This is a genomic window from Congzhengia sp. (assembly GCF_037235575.1).
In the GTDB taxonomy this organism is placed as follows: Bacteria; Bacillota; Clostridia; order UBA1381; family UBA9506; genus Congzhengia; species Congzhengia minquanensis.
The window spans coordinates 41923-61357 of the sequence record NZ_JAXUNN010000028.1; the positions used below are offsets into that span (position 1 = coordinate 41923).

Annotated in this window: 15 protein-coding genes; 8 read left to right on the forward strand and 7 right to left on the reverse strand. The window is 44.0% G+C overall.

The annotated features are described in order from the left end of the window. Positions 1-185 precede the first annotated feature (185 nt). Both WIG73_RS05635 and WIG73_RS05640 read right to left on the reverse strand, forming a co-directional pair. Positions 186-1025, reverse strand: a complete 840-nt coding sequence (locus tag WIG73_RS05635) for a glycyl-radical enzyme activating protein (protein WP_337399635.1) — start codon at positions 1023-1025, stop codon at positions 186-188. Continuing rightward, complete coding sequence (locus WIG73_RS05640) at positions 1022-3085, reverse strand: pyruvate formate lyase family protein (protein ID WP_337399636.1); 2064 nt, start codon at positions 3083-3085, stop codon at positions 1022-1024. The genes WIG73_RS05635 and WIG73_RS05640 overlap by 4 nt, the downstream gene beginning before the upstream one ends. 167 nt (positions 3086-3252) lie before the next feature. On the opposite strand from WIG73_RS05640, the gene WIG73_RS05645 reads away from it, so the two are divergent. Then, positions 3253-4050 carry an AraC family transcriptional regulator gene (locus tag WIG73_RS05645; protein ID WP_249313750.1) on the forward strand — a complete coding sequence of 266 codons (798 nt, stop codon included), beginning with the start codon at positions 3253-3255 and terminating at the stop codon, positions 4048-4050. Between the two features lie 28 nt (positions 4051-4078). Here WIG73_RS05645 and WIG73_RS05650 read toward each other — a convergent pair whose 3' ends face one another. Beyond that, entirely contained in the window at positions 4079-4885 is an 807-nt protein-coding gene (locus WIG73_RS05650; RefSeq protein WP_249313749.1) for an AraC family transcriptional regulator, read from the reverse strand. Between the two features lie 129 nt (positions 4886-5014). Here WIG73_RS05650 and WIG73_RS05655 point away from each other — a divergent pair, with 129 nt between their 5' ends. Next, complete coding sequence (locus WIG73_RS05655) at positions 5015-6199, forward strand: sn-glycerol-1-phosphate dehydrogenase (RefSeq protein WP_337399637.1); 1185 nt, start codon at positions 5015-5017, stop codon at positions 6197-6199. 36 nt (positions 6200-6235) lie between these two features. Here the strand turns inward: WIG73_RS05655 and WIG73_RS05660 are convergent, their stop codons facing one another. Both WIG73_RS05660 and WIG73_RS05665 read right to left on the reverse strand, forming a co-directional pair. Next, positions 6236-7819, reverse strand: a complete 1584-nt coding sequence (locus WIG73_RS05660; protein WP_337399638.1) for a hypothetical protein — start codon at positions 7817-7819, stop codon at positions 6236-6238. A gap of 21 nt (positions 7820-7840) precedes the next feature. Beyond that, a complete protein-coding gene (locus WIG73_RS05665) occupies positions 7841-8272 on the reverse strand; it encodes a copper amine oxidase N-terminal domain-containing protein (RefSeq protein ID WP_337399639.1) in 432 nt (143 codons plus the stop codon). Between the two features lie 192 nt (positions 8273-8464). Here WIG73_RS05665 and WIG73_RS05670 point away from each other — a divergent pair, with 192 nt between their 5' ends. Next, complete coding sequence (locus WIG73_RS05670) at positions 8465-10843, forward strand: SGNH/GDSL hydrolase family protein (protein WP_337399640.1); 2379 nt, start codon at positions 8465-8467, stop codon at positions 10841-10843. 43 nt (positions 10844-10886) lie between these two features. Here WIG73_RS05670 and WIG73_RS05675 read toward each other — a convergent pair whose 3' ends face one another. Next, entirely contained in the window at positions 10887-12416 is a 1530-nt protein-coding gene (locus WIG73_RS05675) for an ATP-binding cassette domain-containing protein (protein ID WP_337399641.1), read from the reverse strand. Positions 12417-12649: 233 nt separating this feature from the next. Continuing rightward, positions 12650-14326, reverse strand: coding sequence for a heparinase II/III family protein (locus WIG73_RS05680; protein ID WP_337399642.1), 1677 nt, complete (start codon positions 14324-14326; stop codon positions 12650-12652). 136 nt (positions 14327-14462) lie between these two features. Here WIG73_RS05680 and WIG73_RS05685 point away from each other — a divergent pair, with 136 nt between their 5' ends. The 5 genes from WIG73_RS05685 to WIG73_RS05705 all read left to right on the forward strand — a co-directional run bounded on the left by WIG73_RS05685 (position 14463) and on the right by WIG73_RS05705 (position 19435). Beyond that, positions 14463-14825 carry a metalloregulator ArsR/SmtB family transcription factor gene (locus WIG73_RS05685; RefSeq protein ID WP_177679780.1) on the forward strand — a complete coding sequence of 121 codons (363 nt, stop codon included), beginning with the start codon at positions 14463-14465 and terminating at the stop codon, positions 14823-14825. A gap of 22 nt (positions 14826-14847) precedes the next feature. After that, a complete protein-coding gene (locus WIG73_RS05690) occupies positions 14848-15069 on the forward strand; it encodes a cation transporter (RefSeq protein WP_177679781.1) in 222 nt (73 codons plus the stop codon). 23 nt (positions 15070-15092) lie between these two features. After that, positions 15093-16931, forward strand: coding sequence for a heavy metal translocating P-type ATPase (locus WIG73_RS05695; RefSeq protein WP_337399644.1), 1839 nt, complete (start codon positions 15093-15095; stop codon positions 16929-16931). A 190-nt stretch (positions 16932-17121) separates the two neighbouring features. Continuing rightward, positions 17122-18474 (forward strand): electron transport complex subunit RsxC, encoded by a 1353-nt coding sequence (gene rsxC / locus WIG73_RS05700; protein WP_337399645.1) that lies wholly within the window; start codon positions 17122-17124, stop codon positions 18472-18474. Continuing rightward, positions 18461-19435, forward strand: coding sequence for an RnfABCDGE type electron transport complex subunit D (locus tag WIG73_RS05705; RefSeq protein WP_337399646.1), 975 nt, complete (start codon positions 18461-18463; stop codon positions 19433-19435). Before rsxC ends, WIG73_RS05705 begins: the two co-directional genes overlap by 14 nt.

Below are 19435 nucleotides of genomic sequence, written 5' to 3' on the forward strand. Positions count from 1 at the left end.
ATTTTATTAATAGCAAAACAGCCGCTGATATATGTGATGTTTTAAGGACAGTTAAAAAAAGGATAGAAACGATTTGATTTCGTTTCTATCCTTTTTTTTGCATAGCATGGGGTTGCACCCGTCGGATATAAGATTTTGGAATTAGCGCAACGTAAGTTTCCTGCTTGTTTCAGAACAGGACAAATTTATGATTCGTCAATTCCATTGATTGCATTCAGACCATAACTTTTTAAGATATTCACCGCGAGCTGTACATCTTGATATAATGTTTCTGCAACAGGAAGTGTGTTTACCATATTAAGTGCTTTATATCTTGAGCCGGAAAAGTGATGATACTGTAATACTTTTACTTTAATGATTCCTTTCAGATCTTTCAAAAACGACCCAATTTTATCGGACTCTTTGTCATTATATCCTTTTACAAGAGGATATCGAACTTCAATTTTGCAGTTGTTTTCACATAGAAATTTCAAATTTTCTAAAATTATGTAATTATCCTGAGTTGTACACTTTTTGTGAACATTATTATCAATGGCTTTTATATCATATAAAAATTTATCTGTATAAGGAATGATTCTTTTTAATACTTCATTGTTGACGTATCCGCAGGTATCAATATTAACGCTAATTCCATTTTGAAAAAGCTCTCTTGATAGAGCCGTTGCAAAATCCGATTGCGCAAGGCATTCACCACCCGATAAAGTAACTCCTCCGCCGCTGTTCTTATAAAATTCTTTCTCTTTCATTAATTCATATACGAGTTCATCAACTTCATATTCCTGTCCAAAAACCATAATTGCCTGTGTTGGACAATATTTTGCCGTTATTTCGCTTTTGACGTGATTGCATAATCCACAATTCATACATTTATTTTCAAAAAAAGCAATTTGTTTGTTAAAAGATATGCTCTCGGGATTATGGCACCAAATACACTTTAGAGGACAACCTTTGAAGAAAACAGTTGTACGCAGACCATCCCCATCGTGTATTTCCATTCTTTTAATACCTGAAATTACGCCCTTCATTTGATTGACCTCGCTATAAACTCTTCTTTTTCTTTATCACTTAACGAAGAGAATAAAACATTCCAGCCACAAAGCCTTACCTGTAAATTTGGATATTTTTCAGGATTCCGCTTTGCATCTTTTAAAATTTCTGTATCAAGCACATTATAGTGTACTGCAAATCCGCCGAATTCGAAATAAGTTTTCAGAGTTGAAACTAACGATTTTAAACCATTTTTCCCTTGTACTGCAGATAATGGAAGGTCAATATCAACGATTGCACCATTAGGAGTATTTACGGTATCAATTGTATTTAGTGACATCAAATGTGCAGTGGCTCCCATTTTATCCGCACCAAAACTTGCAGATGTATTTTGTGAAAGAGGTTCTCCTGAGAGTCTGCCGTCGGCAGATGCTGCAGTTTTCTCACCAAAATCCCAACGCCAGTCAATTGAAAAAAGTCCTAATCTGTATTTTCCGCCTTTGACATTTGGCTTCCCATTTATTGTTTCTGATAATTTATCTACGATTGATTTTGCTATATGATCTATTGTTTTATTGCCGTTTCCAAATTTAGGATATCGATTTTTTATAAACAGCCTCATAGGTTCTTTATCTGTCCAGTTTGATTTTAAAATTTCTGTAAGTTCTTTTATTGTCATGAGTTTATCCTCAAAAACCGCCTTTTTGATTGCCGCAAGTGAGTCGACTGCCGTAGCAAGCCCTAATGCATTAACGGAAGAATTACAATATTTTGCGCTATAATCACAGTACAAATCACCGCCTTTTTCCAAAGAAGACGTATAGGTTGCTGAAAGGATTGGCGCTGAATGAATACTGTTATAATGTTTCTCAAACAAATCAGTACATTTCATTGCACAATTACATAAATAAACAAGTTGGCGTTCAAATTCAGCATATAAGTCGCTAAAATTATTAAAATTGCTATCGGTTTCAAGTCCTATAGTTTTAGATGTTAACATATCTTTTCCGCCGTTTAAAGCAAGTTCCAACGCTTTTGTAATATTTACTCTTGCATTACATGAGCAAGTAAGTTCATTGTAGCCGCCACACTCATAACAACCTACAACGTGGTAATTTGTAGCATCGCTGTGTTCTATACCTAATTTTTTTAAGGAGTCAATAACCTTTTTGTCTGATAAAAAGACAATGCTGTTGTTGCCACTGCGAATCCCATTAAAAGCCGATTCAATAATATCAGACGGCGTATTATCAGAGCACAGTATATGTAATTTAGTGTTGTTTGTATGAGCAAGCTTATATGCATCCAAAAACAAATACGACAATTCATTGATTAAATCATTTCCGTTAATATCCGTTCCACCAATGGCGAACGGTATATTAGAAGGAGCCTCTAATCTGTCTATTTCCTTAATGAAGTCCATAATCAAACTTTTTGATTTATCAATATTCTCGTTCTTATAATAAGGAAAATATAGTTTATCAAGTCTGCCAAGTGTTCTTAAATATGTTCCCTCAAACATATGTTGAAGAACATAATAGACAATGGTGGTCTGAAGCGCCTCATAGAAACTAGACGGAGAATTTTTACAGAGATATAAAAGTGCATTTGCCATTTCTGTTTTTCCGTTCTGCAAAGCAACTTCGGCACAACGTTTCATAAACTTAAGCGCAGCGTCATATACTTTGATCGTATTATTGAAAAATCTGCGTTTTTTATCATCTGTTGCATATCTTTCATAATACTTTTTCAATTCTGTTCTAATTCCATATACGCCCAGAGAAATAACCCTTTCCCATTCGGCTGTTGTGTGACTGATATCAAATGTACCGGTAAATGCCAATGCGTTGCATCCGTCCGAAAGCTTATTTTTTTTTAGCTCCTCATCATATATAACCGCTCTTTTCCATGCAATCTGATTTAAAATTCCTTTGCAATTCACATTTACAAAAAAACGATTATTTTCTGGAACTGTAATTTTGCAATTATCAAGCAGATAAATAATAATTTTACAATCTGCCTCCAATACATCGCATGCATCTTCTTTGCTTGAGTGCCGCTCTGCATAATCCAATAACTCTTTTCTTGCTAATGGCATAAATCTCATCAACTCCTTTTGATACAATTGTATAGTAACAGAATTATATTGTAAATATGAATTATCAAATAATTTATACTTTTCGAAACTTTAGATAAAATTTATGTTGATTTTCTCAGTATCTTATGATAAAATTTTATACAAATAAAAGAAAAGAAGACGATGTAATGGAACTTGATATAGTCGAAAATAAATTTAGTATTAGGCAAATTATAGATGTGATAAAAGCAAAGAATGAACATATTCGCAAATTACTTACCGTTAAAGACAGACACAGCGACGCATTTGTATATGTTATCTCGGGAAGCTGTACATATAACTTTAATGACAATCAAGAATTCACTGTAAATGCCGGTGATATATTTTATCTTGCTCACCACGCCAACTATACAATGTATATTCATTCAGACGAATATCAATTTATATTTTGTGATTTTGAGTTCGAAAACCATGATTTAAAAAAAAGTAATATTTATGCACCCAGTAACGCATCTTATGCAGAGAATACCTTTAGGAAACTTTTATACATATACACACATCATACAAGTATTTCCTTTTTTGAGTGTATGTCCATTTTATACGATATCTATGGTATTATTGCACTAACTGCAAGCACGAATTATATGAGCAATTCTATAAAAACAAAAATAACAGAAGCAAAAGAATATATTGATACTCATTTTAATGATTTGTCACTGAGTATTTCCGTGTTAGCAGATAATCTTGACATAAGCGATGTCTACTTTAGAAAGCTTTTCAAAAGTCAATATAATATGTCTCCATCGAAATATATAAACGCAATTCGAATAAATAATGCACAAAGACTTATGAAACATTCTTTTTTATCTTTAGAAACTTGTGCTCTTAAAAGCGGTTTTTCTTCTCTGCAATATTTCAGTCGAGTTTTTAAAAAAATGGAGGGCATATCTCCCGGAAAATATAGAAAAGAAAAGCTGAATGATTAAAATTTTTCAGCTTTTCTTACTGTTTTCTTTATTTAGCCAGGGGGCTGTTACGATACCTCCTGCGGTACTCCGTGGGAGTAATTCCCTCAAGGCGTTTAAAGCTGGAGCTAAAGTAAGAAAAACTGCCAAACCCGGTTGACAAGGCAATTTCAGAAAGGGCAGAATCACTGCCGGACAAAAGCTTTTTTGCTAACGACAGCCGCCGCTTTAAAATATATTCCCCCGGCGTCATGCCCACGGTCCTTTTAAACTTGTGGCAAATGTGATATTTGCTCACAAACGTGTGCTTTTCAATGTCGTCCAGCGTGATTTTCGCCGTAATGTTCTGGTCAATGTAAGACAGCACCGAGGAAATTATTCCGCCAAAATCAGGTGAAACCTGGGAGGCAGAAGCTGTGCAGGCTGAAAAAAGAGCAAGCAGTGCGCCGGCAAACAGAAGGTTTTTGTGTTCCTTTGCGTTGTAAACAGACTCAAAGTCTCTTTCAACCCGTTCGGCAGCCAGAGAATCAAGACGCACTGCGCCCTTTTGCAAAAGCATGGGCAGCAGTTCCGGCTCTTTTGCGGAGGCAAGCAATCTGTTGAGATATTCTTTGGGCAGATTTAAAATGGTTCTTACATATTCTGTGCCAGTGTCCGGCGTAACGCTGTGCACGTCCTCTCCGTTGATTATGTAAAACGTGCCGGGCGTCAGCGGAAATAACCTTGCGCCAATCATTACGCGCCCGCGTCCGTTCGTTACGAAAAGCAATTCAAATTCGTCCGGATGCACATGTTTTTTTCCGGAGAGCTGGTTAGGCCCTGACTGCCGGTAAATAAATTTTTCGTAATGTTCCACAAAACCGCCTCCTTCTTAAAATTTTATCACAAAGCAAATAGAAAAGCAATATTTTTAAAATATGTACCAATATTAAGATATTATTTTCAGAATAATAAAATTAAAATAAAAGGGAAAGGAGTGTTATGCATGCTCGAAATGGAATGCAGCTGCGTACAAAAAAAACATACCGCACCGGTGAAAACCGTAGAGGTTGGAGAACACGCAGTTGAAAAAATAGGCGAAATTCTGTCAGAATATAAAAGCATATTTTTAGTAGCGGATGAAAACACCTATCAGGCCGCGGGGAAGCGGACAGAGGCGCTTTTAAAAGAAAAAGGGATATTATCCCACACCTTTCTTTTAGAGGCAGGGGCGCTCCCCACCGACAAGAACGTTGGACGGGTTCTGATTGAAGCAGGGTGGGACGAAGATATCTACGACATTAACCACTTTTCCAATAACCCGGACTTTATTTTGGCCGTAGGCTCAGGCTCTGTAAACGACATTTGCAGAATGGTAAGCTACCGGCTGGGGATTGAATATGGAATTTTGGGCACCGCTCCGTCTATGGACGGGTTTGCGTCGGTGGTTGCACCTTTAATTGTGGGGAACAAAAAAATTGTTTATACCTGCTCCATTGCACGCCACATCATCATTGATTTAAACATTGCCGCCGCAGCGCCGAAAGAGCTGCTTATGGCCGGCGTAGGCGATATGATTGGAAAGTATATAGCCATTTTAGACTGGGAACTCTCCCGTATGATGACCGGGGAATATTACTGCGAAAAGGTGGCCGATATGGTAATTCAGGCCACAAAAACTTGTATTGAATCCTCTGAAAAGCTGTTTGAACGCGATATTTATACCATCAAAAACACAGTGGACGGACTGATTTTGTCAGGCCTGGGCATTGCATATACCGGCAGTTCGCGGCCGGCCTCCGGCACCGAGCACATGATTGGGCAGACCTGGGAGGTTATGGATTTGGAGGAGGGCAAAACGCCTAACCTACACGGCATTGAGGTGGGTGAGGCCACCTTTGTTGCTATGGTGATGTATGAGCGGCTTTACAGGGAAACCCAGGACGAAACGGTGAAAGCATTAATTAAAAAATATTTGCCGCTGTTCTATGAAGTGGAAACGCTGCAAAAAACGCTGAGGCTGCCGTTTACGGTAACAGACAGAAAACGGTATGTAGAAGGCGTGCTGCGGGGGCGCGCATTTCGCGAGCGTTACACCCTTTTAGAATATCTGCACCGGTTCGGAAAACTTGAGGATTATGCCGAACAGTCCTATGACGAGGTTATGAAAAAGTATTGCCTTAACAAATAAAAAAGCATACCGCCTTTTGGCGGCATGCTTTTGATTTTAAGAATAAATTAATTCAAAGAAATGAAATGGAACGTATGCTTTCCCATCGTATAGATATGGCTGGACCTCTTTTTCATAGAAGGCTCCATTCGTAAGCAACGATCCGCCGGCAAGATAAGTAAACGCTGTTTTTTCCCCATTTAACAGAATATCTCCTGTAATCATGTTATAAATTTCCTTGTAAACCGGTTCGTGATATTTGACGGTATCAAGGGAAATGCTAATTTCATGTTTTTCATTATTTGTTTCAAAAACAAAGTTGCCGTTCTGAAAACAATAATTAATTCCTAATATTTCAACAATTTGGTCAACGTCTACAAAAATATTGCTTTTATACTCATATGCTTCAATCGCATCAATTTTGCAATGCTTTCCGTCAATGACCAAATCCGCAACGCCTATCGTGGAGCAAATGGAACTGTATTGGGAAAGAGCCATATCCTGAAAGCTGTTATAGGAAATGGCAAAGTCAAACTGATCGGTTGCATACATCAATTTACAGCTTGTAGCGCCGTGCGGTCCGCCAAAAGGGTAAAGATACACATAGGGCTGACCAAAGTCTGAGTTTTCCGGGTTTGTCACCTCTCCCAGTTCAACAGTGGTATAGCCGCTGTGAAATATTCCGTCCTGCACAAGACCACCCCTTTTCATAGCATGCAGCAGATACCGTACTTCGCCCTGCTTTGCAAGATAAGTGACGGCGTTTTCATCCTCACGGGTGTCTAAAACTTCAAAGTTATCAGAAACATACTGTTTGGCTTCTTCATAAGTCAGCATTTCAGCCAGGTCTTTTGTGTGCTTGTAAAGAGTATGGAACTGGAACTGAGCAACAAATCCGCCTTCGCCATCCAACACAAGATTTCCGGCGTATTCGCCGTTCATATAAACAGGCTTGATTCGATAAGCATCACGCAAGAAGTTTTCTGAAAACTCCGTTTCCAGTGTGCACTGGTAGGGATTTAGCTGGTCGAACGTACAGGAAAGCTGATCGTCTTTCAAGAAAAATTTCAACTTATAGTTGGGGAAATGATTCAACCAGTCAAAGTCATCTTGTAGGTAGGTCTCAAGCGAAACTGTGCGGTTTGCCTCATCCCATTTAAAATTACATAAATAATTAGAATAACCAAACTGAAAATTCTGGCTTGTTTCGTCCACGGTTCCTAAATCTTCAATACACACTGCTGTTCTTCCGCCGATGTTATAGCCGGGAACCTCATGGCCATTGAAGTACACCTGAATGTCGGTGGCATAAACGTTTCCTAGTATAGTGCCAGTCTGTCCGCGGGGAGCATCGTAACTGCCAAAGCCTTTTCTTCCGTCGCTTGATACGGTGAGAATCCGCTTCTCGTCATTATAGCTCCAGATAAACCCGTAACTGCGCTCGTTATGTTCCCAGTCGTACAAATCCTCAACAAAAATAGCCGTCTTACCGCCAATGTTATACGAGTCAATTTGCTTGCCGTTTACATAGGCTAAAATGTCCGTAGAATAAATGTTACCAACAACAGTTTCCGCCGCTGAGACCGCAGAAACGGAGTTCAGAAAAAGAAATACCAAAATCAGAGACAAAAGCTTTTTCATTTTCACCATCTCCGTAAAAGATTAATATTTATAAATTGCCACTTCCCGATTTTCCGGCACCCAGTACACTTCGCAGTGCAGGCTTTCCGCAATGGCGCGGATGGGCACCATGGTTCTGTCGCCAATGATTCTGGCAGGCACGTCTAAGGTGATAACATCACCGGGAACAAACAGCTTGTCCGAGCCGATTTGAAGGCTTACAACCGTGCCGTCCGGCCCTTGAGCGTGAACGGTGCTGGTGCTTTCGTCCCATAAAATGGAGGCGCCTAAAGCCTCCAAAGCGGCGCGCATGGGGACCAGCGTCCGGTCATCTACAATTTGAGGCGGCACGTCACACGCCACCGGGCTGCCGTTAAAGGTCAGTGTAATAGGCGTTTCCTCTGCAGATGCCGTGAAAACGAACAGGGAAGCTACTGCTGTAATCGTTAATAAAAGAGTTATAATTTTTTTCATAAAAAACGTCACCTTTCTATCCTTTGTTATACTACTTATTATAAGCGCGGGGAGCCATTGTGTCAATTGTAATTATTTAAAAATGTCCGATTAATGTCCGATTTAGATAAATTTATGTCCGAAATTGGTATTGAAGTATAAAGAACGCCATTGTATACTAAAATTAATTTTAAAGAGAGAGAGGGATGCAAAATGAAAAAAATTGCTGTGATGTTTTTGTCGTTTTTTATACTGGTTTCCTGGTGCATATCCGGCTTTGCGGCGTCATCTAAGGCGCATGATGAACAAGGCTGGTTTGCAAATAGTTTTGAGTCGGCGGCAGATTTATCAGATGCAAAAATCAACCTAGCGGGAAATACCTTTGAAACCCCGGGCGTCGCTGATACTGCAGGCGCAATGAACATGCAGTTTCGGGCAGACAGGAAAAACTATCAGCCGTCGATCGGGCTGAAAAATTTAATGTTTACGCCGGGCCGGGAATATGTTTTGAGCACATGGATCAAATTTAACAACGCCGAAGTGATAAAAGCGCCCAAACTGCGGTTTATGCTGTTTTATACCAGAAGGGACAACCCGGATATGTTGGTCTATAAGGATGCTGCACTGAGTGAGATTTATACAGACCGCTTTGAAACTGCGGCAATGATTGATATGTCGCCGGAGGATGCGGGTCTTGTTTCTGCCGACGGGACGTGTACGCCGGGCTGGCACAAGGTTTCCATTCCATTCACGCCGCAGTCGCAGATGCTTTGGAACGCTTATATGGACGAAAGCAAAATGGCAGAATATAAAGCACAAATTCTGTTCCGGTTCGGTGCGGTATCCGATGCGGTAAACGACCCCAGGAATTTTACGGAGGACTATGTGTCTTCAATTAATGCGGAGGCAGACACGCCCGAATATTATAACAGCCTTTACATGGACATATCCTTTGATGATTTAACAATAGAGCCGAAGGAGCCGGAAGAAAAACCCCCCTTCGGCATACAAAACGTGACCAGCAGCGCAGAAGGCGCGCTTTTTATGGGACAGACCATCACGATTCATTCTGATGTGGCCGGGAGCGGCCTCGTTAAAACCGTGGTTACCCGAATCTGCCAGGAAAAGGACGGAAAAAAAGCAGCGGTTTGCACCTTAAACGGCCTGCCTGGGGAGGCTGTGCGGCTTTCTGTGCCGGACTGTGCTTTTGGCAGCGAACTGAGCGCAGAGGTAATGGCAATTTCTGAAGACGGCGCGGTATCGCAAAAAGAAACACTTGTGCTGGGAACGGTGGAATATGGCGCCGCAGCTTCGCTTTTGAAAAAGGGGGATTCCGTTGAATGGAGCGTCACAGGAAAAAGCACAAGCGGACAGTTCGGAATGGGAACTGCCATATTAGCGTCATACGACGCAGCAGACCGTCTGGTAGCTGTTGCGTGCAGCAATGTGGAATTGAGCGGAACAGCAACACATGCGACAGTGCCGGAAGACAATACTGCGGTTATGAAACTGTTTTTGTGGAGAGGAAAAGACCTAACATCCATGCAGCCACTTTGCAGAGAGCAGGAAGTTGTTGTAAATCCCTTTGCCGGAAAGGACAAAATCAACATTGTCTACTTCGGCGGTTCCATCACCGAGGGCGTAGGCGCCAGCGAGCGGGAGGAAACGTGTTACCGTGCCCTCGTAGGAAAATATTTTAAAGAAGCCTATCCGGATATTGAAGTAAACAATGTGCATCAGGGCGTTGGCGGAACCGGTTCCGATTACGGGCTGATACGCTTAAGCCGCGATGTTATCAGCTATTCGCCGGACCTGGTGTTCATTGAATTCGCAGTGAATGACAACGGCAGGGACAGCAGACTGGAAATGGAAAGCATTGTAAGGACGCTGGGCAGCCTTGAGAAAGCACCCTATATCGTCTATTTATATACCACCCGGAGCAGCTTTGCCGATGTAAAACCCTACCATGTGCAGGTAGGGGATTACTACGGTATCCCCCAGATTGACTTACAGCAGGAACTGAAAGAACAAATTGCGGCAACAGGAAATCCCGTTTCCTATTATCTTCCGGACAGCGTTCACCCGTCGGATGCAGGCCACGCGGTTTATGCAAATAAAATCATTTCGTGCATGGAGTCCGGAATGTATTATAAAAAGCCCCATGTTACGGAAAACAAATTGGTGGCGGCCAGCGGTGAAACCAAAATTAATGCTGTTGCCGCAAAAGATGCGCACCTTACCGGCACATGGAGCACGGCAACTGGCAACTTTAACCGTCCCTGCATTCTGTCCGGCCAGGCGGGGGATATGGCAGAGTTCACTTTTACAGGGAACTTCTTTGGCTTAGAAAGCGGTTTAAACGATGACGGCGGTAAATATGAGGTCTATGTGGACGGAGAACTGTTCCATCAAGACCACTGCTATTATGCAAACATTCATTATAACCACTGCAGGTTTGGCTGCGCTTCTTTCACTCTCGAAAACACAGAACATACCGTTACGGTAAAAGTCCTTGGTGAAAAGGGGAACGACGCGGCAAGCGGCACAAAGGTTTGCCTGTTTAATTTGTTCTATGGTGAGATCAAGCGATAATTGTAAAGTCCCGCGCCTCATTTTGATTGGCGCGGGACTTTTTTTATTTTTTTACCAACCCATCTTTCGTCAGCTCATACACCTTGGTGCAAACCTCGCGGATAAACTTTCTGTCGTGGGAGACGCTGATAATTGCCCCGCGGAAGGCTTTTAAAATATCCCGAATGACGGGGTTTGACAGGGGGGAAAAGTTCCGTGTGGGCTCGTCTAAAATTAAAACGTTATTTTCGTCTAAAATCATTTTCAGAAAATAAAGCTTTGCCTTTTGCCCGCCGGAAAGCTCAGATGTGGCGTGGCTCATTTCGTCTGCCGTGAACTTCACACTGCCAAGAAACGTCCGCACCTTTGTGATTTCGTTTTTGTCCCCGGTTTTGCACAAAAATGCAACGGGAGTGAGGGAGCCGCAAAGCAACTCGTCATAGTTTTGGGGCATATAGGCGGCCTGAATGTCGGTGCGTTCTAAAAGCTCATCTGCTATTATTTTCAGCAGCGTAGTTTTTCCCGCGCCGTTTTTTCCGGTAATGCAAATCTTTTCGTTTCCTGAAACAAACAGACGAATATTTTTTGCAAGCACTGCTTTTTCCGCCGTCAGCTCGTTTAACGAAAAATCTAAAACGGTTTTTCCGCCCGGCACAAAGGCATGCTCGCTGAAGCTTGCCATAATTGCCTCCTCCGACTCAGGAAGCTTTGTTCTGTTTTCATACTCCTTTGAAAAGCGGTGTTCCAACGATTTTACCGCTTTCATTTTCTTTTTTAAAAGCCTGCCGCCGTGGGGGTCGCCGCGGGATATTGCGTTTTGCTGATGCTCCACCTTAGACTGGATTTTTAAAAACCGCTCCTGCTGTTTTTCATAGTCGCTTTGTTCTTTTTTTGCCACCTGCTCCTGATGAGAAAACTTTGCCGTTCGCTCCTCAATATACTGTGCGTAGGACGTTTTTGCAACAGTCCAGCGAGACACGGTTTTCCTCCGGATTTGCTCAATGTGAATGACTGCGTTTGCCGTCCGCTCAATGAGCGTTTCGTCGTGCGACACAAACAGAACCGGAATTTTGCTTTCTAAAATGAACTGCTCCAGCCATGCCAGCGTATCCATGTCAATGTCGTTGGAGGGTTCGTCCAGCAGTAAAACGTCCGGCTTTAAAATAAGAATTTTCGCCAGCTGAAGCTTTACCGTTTCACCGCCGGAAAGGGTGTTAATTTTCTGGTCTGAATAGAAGAACGCAGGTTTTAAGCCCAGCAAAAAGGCGATGTCTGCTAATTCCTTAGGCGTTTGATCGAAAAACGCCGGCAGGGAGCACAGATATTCATACACCGTTTTCCTGCTTTCCTCTGTCTCCAGTTCCTGGGCCAGATAGCCCAGCACCAGATTATTTTTGATAATTTCTCCCGAAAATTCTGCATAATCGGATACCAGACGTTCGTCGTAAATCAGCTTTAACAGCGTTGATTTCCCGTTTCCCTCCTCACCGATAATTACAGCTTTATCCCCCTGATTTAAGGTAAACGCAAATCCGTTTATGATTTCCCGCAGGTCTTTTTTATGGGTAATGGTAAGATTTTTTATCTGCAGCATTGTCAATCCTCCTTTAACAAAAAATCTGCTTTCGGCATTGCCGAAAGCAGATAAATGCACAGATAAAAAGCCCCTTTTGGGCAAGGCGCAGGCATAATCCAATCTTTCGGCAACAAACATAAGCTTTGCCCTGTTGCAAAGCCCTTGTCACATAGAAAAATTAGATTAGTTCTGCATTGTTTCACCCATTTCTGTTTTTGATAGTTTCATTATACAAGATAACCCTTTGCTTGTCAATATGAAAACGCAAATTCTGCCTGAAACATAAAGCCGGTTTGCGGAGGAAGCGCGAAGTCGATGAGATAAACCGTAGCACTGCCGCCGCCTCCGTGCTCAAGATGCCGCTGCGTTGTAACTGTTGGCGTGCCGGTTTCAGCAGTGATTCGCAAATTCCCGATTTGAACCGTGTTTTCCTTTATTTCCGGCTTGATCCTCGAAACAAACCGTTCCGTAACGGGAACAGGGCGGTAAAACGAAAATTCGTCGTTCAGCATAACCGCGTTTTCTGAAAAACCAAAGCATCGTTTTATGTGTTTGATTGCGTCTGTTTGATAGGCGTGTGTCAAATCAATGCAAATTCCATTTTCCGTTTTGCAAAGCGCGGCGAAAAATTCTGCGCCTTCCCGCTGGGCTTCGCCGCCTATAATGGGAACGCCGTGACCCAGTGAAGAGTTGCACAAAATGGAATACCGGGTATCGGGCTCAAAATATTGCCGGGTATATTCCCCGCAGCCCAAGTCGCAAACAAGCTGGCCGCTTTCGTCTGCAAGAATAAAGCTGCCCAGGTCGTTGTGGTTGTGGGGCTCGTCGTTGGTGCCGCCTTTTGCGGCAAAGGCATAAGTTTTGTTTCGCATTGTGAACCAGGCAGAGTCGGCAAATAAACACGAACCTGCGCTTTCGCCTGAAATAAATTTTTTGTTGTAAAACAGGAACGAAAAAGAAAACGCTCCCCATCTGCCGCAGGTGTCTAAAATGCTGTGGTTTACTTTTTTCGGAATGATAAAATCGTTGCCGAATTCCGCTTTTAAAAAGTGTGTCAGCCCCAGAATATAGCTGCTGTTATCCGCGCCGTCTGCAAAGCTTACCGTCACACTGCCCTTTAAAAACATCTGCTGCTGAAATTTTGCAATGGTTTTTACCTGCGGAAGCGCAAGCAAATTATCTGTTCCGTCAGAAAATGTCCGCAGGTGGGCGGCATAGTAGCAGAAATATCCAAACCCATAGTTCCAGTAACCAAGCCCTTCGCGGCACACCCCGTCGGACTTGTAGCTGGAAAGAAACGTCTTCATGGCCCCGTCAATCCGCGGCTTAACCGCGTAAAAAAGCTCCGGCCGCTCATACAGGAACGTAATGCCTACGCTGCCGGCGCACACCGCCGCCCAGTTGTTTGGAAACGACTCCCACCAATACCGGCCGGCATAAAAGGATTTTATAATCCGCCGGTCAAGCTCAAAGGTAATGCGGCTAACCATTAGCGGAGAAAGCCGGCCGGAGAACATGGATTTCATTTCACTTAGGCAATAACCCGTTTCCGCCGCGAACAGGTCAATAAACTCCGGCACATAGCTGTTTCTGTCTGGAACGTGGGCAGGCAGTGCCCAGGAATATTCGTCCAAAACCGCCCAAATGGTGTTTTCTAACTGTTTAAAATATGTTTCATTGTCAGGATAGATTTTGCACAGCACCGCCAAAATGTCCAGCCGTCTGCGGCGCAGGAAATATCCTTCTTCATACTCTTTTCTGCTGCCCGTTTCAAAAAAAATGCAGTAGTCTGAATAGGTTAAAAGCGAAAGCTCACCGGTGCAGTTTTTTTTATATAACGCAGTCAGTTCCTCCCGCAAAAACTGATAGTCGTCACACTCCCGCACCTTTTTCCAAAATTCGTTGTTATTTAAGTTTGAAAATTCCATTTCTCACCGCTCCTCCTGAATAATTTAAAAAAAATATATCACAAATTTTAAAAAAAGTAAATAAAATACTTGACAAATCATAGAATATCGTATATAATAACAATTGAACAAATGAGCAAGTGTTGAGGTGATGAAAATGGAAAACGAAAAGGAACTGGAAAATCAAGACTTTATGCACGCGCACAACGACACGGTGGAAAAGGTGAAAAACAACATGCCGGAGGAGGAGCTGCTCTACGATTTGGCGGAGCTTTACAAGGTTTTTGGCGACACCACCAGAATTAAAATATTATATGTACTGTTCGAGTCGGAAATGTGCGTGTTCGACATTGCACAGCTTTTAAACATGAGCATGTCGGCCATTTCGCACCAGCTTCGGGTGCTGAAAACCTCCAGCCTGGTGAAATATCGGCGGGACGGCAAAACGGTGTTTTATTCCCTGGCCGACGACCACGTGAGAACCATTATTGGAATGGGTATGGAGCATATTGAAGAATAAAAAAAGTGAAAGGGTGGTAATTGTGAAAAAAACATTTCTTTTAGAGGATTTAGACTGCGCGCACTGCGCGGCAAAAATTGAAGACGCTGTGTCTAAAATTGACGGGGTGGAAAAAGCCACAGTCAATTTTTTAAAGTCTAACATAACGGTGGAGGCGCCCGAGGAAGCGTTTTCTGCCATTATGAAAAAAGCGGCGAAAGCGGTTTCTAAAATTGAGCCCGACTGCACCATCAAGGGCGTTTAAATGGAAAGGAGAGGTTGCAGCGCATGACGAAAAAACAAAAACGTCTATTGGGAAAAATAATCATAGCATTAGCACTGTTCATTCCCTCGCTGTTCGTTCAAAACGTACCGGTTAAATTTGCGCTCACTGCGCTGGCCTTTTTCGTTTGCGGCGGCGAGGTTGTGCTGCGGGCGGCAAAGAACATTGCCCGCGGCAATATGCTGGACGAAAACTTTTTAATGTCCATTGCAACCATTGGCGCGTTCTGCATCGGCGAATTTTCTGAGGGCGCCGCGGTTATCATGTTCTACCAGGTGGGAGAGCTTTTTCAAAGCCTTGCAGTTTCCAAAAGCCGCAAGTCTATTTCCGATTTAATGGACATTTGTCCTGAGCATGCAAATGTGCTGCGGGAGGGCGAATTTGTCAGTGTTGACCCGTCGGAGGTTTTGGCAGGAGATATGATTTTAATAAAGCCGGGCGAAAAAATCCCTGTGGATTGCTGTGTGGTTGAGGGCCAATCTGACATCGACACCAGGGCCATTACAGGCGAAACGGCCTTGGCCCCGGCTGGGGAGGGCGACAAACTCATCAGCGGCAGTGTAAACTTAAACGGCGTTTTAAAGGCCCGCGCCCTGTGTGAGTTTCAAAACTCGGCGGTTTCCAAGATTTTAGAGCTGGTGGAAGCAACCAGTGAACGGAAGAGCCAATATGAAAGCTTCATTCACCGGTTTGCAGTTATCTACACCCCTGTGGTTGTGGCCTGCGCAGTGCTTTTAGCAATTGTGCCGCCGGTACTTGGCGGCAGCTTCACCATGTGGCTTGCGCGCGCGCTCACCTTTTTGGTGGTATCTTGTCCCTGTGCACTGGTTATCTCTGTGCCGCTGTCCTTTTTCGGCGGACTGGGCCGTGCGTCCTCCATGGGGATATTAATTAAGGGATCAAACTATCTGGAAGCATTAAAAAAATGCCGTGCCATTGTGTTTGACAAAACCGGTACCCTTACGTCCGGCGGTTTTTTTGTCACCGAAGTGAACCCTGAGGGTATCCAAAAGGAGGAGCTGTTAAAAATTGCGGCATCTGCCGAAAGCTTTTCAAACCACCCGGTGTCTGCCGCTGTGAAAGAGGCCTATGCAGGGGAACTTTTGCAGGCAGAGGACGTGGCAGAACTGGCGGGCAGGGGCGTTTCGGCTAAAATCAACGGCAAACAGGTTTTAGCCGGAAACAAAAAGTTAATGGAAGAATATAAAATTGAATATAAAGAAAGCAGCGCTGTAGGAACGGTAATTTACGTTGCTCAAGACGGGCAGTTCTTAGGCAGCATTGCGGTTGCAGACAAAGTGAAGGACAACGCAAAAGAACTGGTTCAGCGGTTAAACGACTTAGGAATTCACAAAACGGTAATGCTTACCGGCGACCGGGAAAACGCCGCAAAGGCCGCGGCAGTAGAAATTGGCATTTCGGAATATCATGCTGAGCTATTACCCCAGGATAAAGTTGCCTTGATGAGCAAAATAATATCGGAAACAAACGGCAAGGTGATTTTTGTAGGCGACGGCATTAACGACGCGCCGGTGCTGGCCATGGCAGACGTTGCCATCTCCATGGGGGCGCTGGGGTCAGACGCCGCCATAGAAGCCTCAGACATTGTTTTAACCGACGATAATTTAATGAAAATTCCCGCCGCCATAAAGCTTGCGGGCAAAACGGTGGCAATTGTAAAACAAAATGTGGTGCTGGCAATCGGCGTAAAATTTGCGGTATTAATTTTAAGCGCTTTTGGATTTGCCAACATGTGGGCGGCGGTATTTGCAGATGTGGGCGTGGCGGTAATCGCCATTTTAAACGCCATGCGGATTATGAATAAACGGCTTACAAAACTTTAAGGAAAAGCGGGGAGCAGAATCCCCGCTTTTTTTATAACTTGTCGAATTTTTAACAATTTTTGTTTCAAAATAAAGAAACAGAAAAAGTGAAAAAGTTTGGCTTTTTTATTTGATTTTTGCATAGGATTATGGTATGATGAAAAAGGAATTTAGCAATGATACATAAAAGCTGCGGAAAGGAAGTAACGGAATGAAGCAATTAACCTTTTCGGGCGGAATCCATCCGGCTGGCAACAAGTCTGGAACAGAAAGAATGCCACTGATGGAGCTTAAGCCGCCCGAACTTTTATATTTCCCGCTGGGGCAGCACATTGGCGCGCCCCTGACGCCAACCGTTAAGGTGGGGGACACGGTTTTGAGAATGCAGAAGATAGCAGACACGAAAAGCTACATGTCTGCGCCTCTCCACGCGTCGGTTTCCGGCCGCGTGAAGGACATTGGCCTTTACTTAAACCACACCAACACCAAGGTGCCCACAATTGTGATTGAAAACGACGGGCAGGATACCCCGGCGGAGCCGTTAACGAACAAAAACCCCGACAATATGTCGCCGGAAGAAATGCGGCGCATAATTCGCGAGGCGGGCATTGTGGGCATGGGCGGCGCAGGATTTCCCACCCATGTAAAGCTATCCCCCCCGCCGGATAAAAAAATTACACATCTCATTGTAAACGGGGCGGAGTGCGAACCCTATTTAACGTCGGACAGGCGTGTTATGCTGGAAATGCCGGACGATGTAATGGGCGGTTTAAAATACCTTATGCGCCTGCTTGATTTAAACGAGTGTTTTATCGGAATTGAGGACAATGCAAAAGACGCCATTGCAAAAATGTGCGAAAAGGCAAGCGCAACGCCTGGTGTAAACGTGTTAGAGCTGAAACAAAAATATCCCCAGGGCTCGGAAAAGCAAATTATCAACGCCGTCACCGGAAAAGAAGTTCCCATGGGCGCTCTGCCTATGGATGTGGGCTGTATTGTCATCAACATCGGAACGGTGGCGGAAATCTACCGCGCGTTAAGCCAGGGGATTGCCCTGCACAGGCGGATTGTTACGGTGGCGGGAGATGCGGTGAAAACCCCGTCTAACATTTATGCAAGAATCGGAACACCGTTCCGCAAGCTGACAGACGCGGCAGGCGGATTTATAAAAGACCCCCACAAAATTATTATGGGCGGCCCCATGATGGGCATTGCCAGCGCATCGCTGGACGTTCCTGTGGTGAAAGGTACCTCCGGCCTGTTGGTGTTCTCAGAGCGCCAGGCACACATAGACAAGGAGAGCGCGTGCATACGCTGCGGCAGATGCGTTGCGGCCTGTCCTATGCGCCTCATGCCCACAACGCTGGACTTATACAGTCGGAAAAACGATTTGGACACACTGATAAAAATGAACATCTTAAACTGCATGGAATGCGGAAGCTGCACCTATGTCTGTCCGTCAAAACGGTATCTGGTGCAGTCTATCCGAATGGGCAAGCAGAGAATAACCGCCCGCAGGGCAAAAGAAAAGGCAAAGGAGGCAGAAAAAAATGGATCACTTTAAAACGGTGTCATCGTCGCCGCATATCCGTTCCAACGTAACAACGGCCTCCATCATGCGTGATGTTTGCATTGCGCTCCTTCCTGCGCTGGTCTGTTCTGTCATTTACTTCGGCGTCCGTGCTGCTTTTATAACGGCGCTGTCAGTCATTTTCTGCGTGGGCTTTGAGTTTTTGTGGCAGAAAATTACAAAAAAGGAAGTTACCATTTCTGACGGAACTGCGGTGGTAACGGGAATGCTTTTGGCGTTTAACCTGCCGGTTGCCGTTCCGTGGTGGATTCCGCTCATTGGCGCATTTGTGGCAATTATCATTGCAAAACAGTTTTTTGGCGGCGTGGGCAACAACTTTATTAACCCTGCTTTAGCAGGACGTGCGTTTCTTTTGGCCTCCTGGCCGGTGCTGATGACAAAATGGGCCGCGCCGTTTTCCACAGGATTCAATGTTGCCGACGTGGTGAGTTCGGCAACCCCGCTGGCAATTTTAAAAAGCCCGGCGGCAGGCACGCTGCCCCCGGTTTCCGATTTGTTTATCGGAAATATCGGCGGCTGTATCGGCGAAACCTCAGCCATTGCACTGCTTTTGGGCGGGGCATATCTGGTGTTTCGGAATGTTATCAGTCTTAGGATTCCTGTTACATATATTTTAACCGTGGCGGTTTTAACCTTTGTGTTCCCCAGCCAGGGCCTGACGAACGTTGACAGCATGTTATACAACATTTTGGGCGGCGGACTGATGCTGGGCGCAATTTTTATGGCGACAGACTATGTAACCTCCCCGATAACGAAAAACGGGCAGCTCATTATGGGGCTGGGCTGTGGAATTTTGACCTTTGTAATCCGGCGGTTCGGCGGCTATCCCGAGGGTGTGAGTTATTCAATTCTGTTAATGAACGTGGCAACCCCGCTGATTGACAGGTGGACGCAGCCAAAAACCTTTGGCGCACGAACGGAAAGGAGACGGTAA